Source organism: Protofrankia sp. CiP1_Cm_nod3 (genome assembly GCF_982290655.1).
In genome coordinates this window covers 1047-2595 of the sequence record NZ_CEVIVD010000246.1, presented here as the reverse complement: position 1 = coordinate 2595, position 1549 = coordinate 1047, and the positions used below count along the sequence as shown (strand labels likewise).

The following is a 1549-nucleotide window of genomic DNA, read 5'->3' as shown; positions in this document are numbered from 1 at the left end:
CGGGCCCGCCTGCACGGACGAGGAGTCACTGCCGGCATCCACAAGGCTCACCCTGCGATGGTACGGCGGGCCACCCCCTCCCGGCGCCGATCCCACCTCCTGCCCACCACGCGCCACGGCCACCGAGCCGGGCCAACGGGACCGTCGACCGGATCGCCGCCCGGCACGGACCGGAGATTTTTTCGGTGCCGGCCAGCGGGCCAGGAAGACGTGAGCGGGTTTCCAACAGTAAGCGCCCGGCACCAGGCCGGATTATCCGGCGGCCCGCCCAACTGATGACACGACCAGTTTCCTCCTGGTTTCGCCCGCCCTGCCGGAATATCCGGACCACAACCGTCAACAGGGAAACACCACCGTGAATGCGCACGTGCCGCGCCGACGTCGACGCACGTGTCGGGGCACCTCACTCTGCGATGCGGCAGGATGGGTAAAAAATTCTTCCAGTGGCGCTGTCCGGACCCGCATATCCGGTCCGGTCACGGCCACATGGCACCAGGAGTCGCATGTGGACGCACTGACCACTACTGGCCCTGACGGCTCGGCATCGGTGGATGTCGACACCGACATGTTGATCATCGGCGCCGGCCCGGCCGGCCTCTTCGGCGCCTACTACGCCGGATTCCGCGGGATGTCCGTGACGGTGATGGACTCGCTGCCCGAAGCCGGCGGCCAGGTCACCGCGATGTACCCGGAAAAGGTGATCTACGATGTAGCCGGGTTCCCCGCGGTGCGGGGCCGGGAGCTCATCGCCGCCCTCGTCGCCCAGGCCGGCGCGTTCTCCCCCAGCTACCTGCTCGGCCAGCAGGCGACCGAACTGGCCCACGAGGCCGATGCCGTCGTGGTCACCAGCGCGCAGGGCACGCGGGTGCGGGCGAAGGCCGTCGTCATCACCGGCGGGCTCGGGACGTTCACGCCGCGCCCGCTACCCGTCGGCAGCGACCATCTCGGCCGTGGCCTGGTCTACTTCGTCCCGAAACTGGACGTCTACGCCAACGCCGACGTCGTCATCGTCGGCGGGGGTGACAGCGCCTTCGACTGGGCGCTCGCCCTGGAGCCGCTGGCCCGGTCGGTGGTCCTCGTCCACCGGCGGGACCGGTTCCGCGCGCACGCGCACACCGTCGAGAAGGTGCTGGCCTCCAGCGTCGAGGTGCTCACGCACACCGAGGTCGCGACCATCCACGGGGACAGCCAGGTGGAGAAGGTCGAACTGCTGAACAACAAGTCCGGCGACCGCCAGGTCCGCCCGGCCCAGGCGATCGTCGCCGCCCTCGGGTTCACCGCCGACCTCGGCCCCCTGACCCGCTGGAACCTGACCGTCGAGAAGCGTCACATCGTGGTGGACACGACCATGGCGACCGGCGTCGAGCGGATCTTCGCCGCCGGCGACATCACCGAGTACCCGGGCAAGGTACGTCTGATCGCCACCGGTTTCGGTGAGGTCGCGACCGCGGTGAACAACGCGGCACCAGTCATCGACCCGTCCGCCAAGGTCTTCCCGGGCCACAGCTCCGACGACGGCCCCGCCGGCTGACACCCCGAAGCACCACCC

1 protein-coding gene is annotated in these 1549 nt (G+C 69.5%); it reads left to right on the top strand.

What is annotated here, in order from left to right:
• The first annotated feature begins 505 nt into the window (after window positions 1-505).
• A complete protein-coding gene (locus tag AC5LUJ_RS23650; RefSeq protein ID WP_250283251.1) occupies window positions 506-1531 on the top strand; it encodes an NAD(P)/FAD-dependent oxidoreductase in 1026 nt (341 codons plus the stop codon).
• Window positions 1532-1549 lie beyond the last annotated feature (18 nt).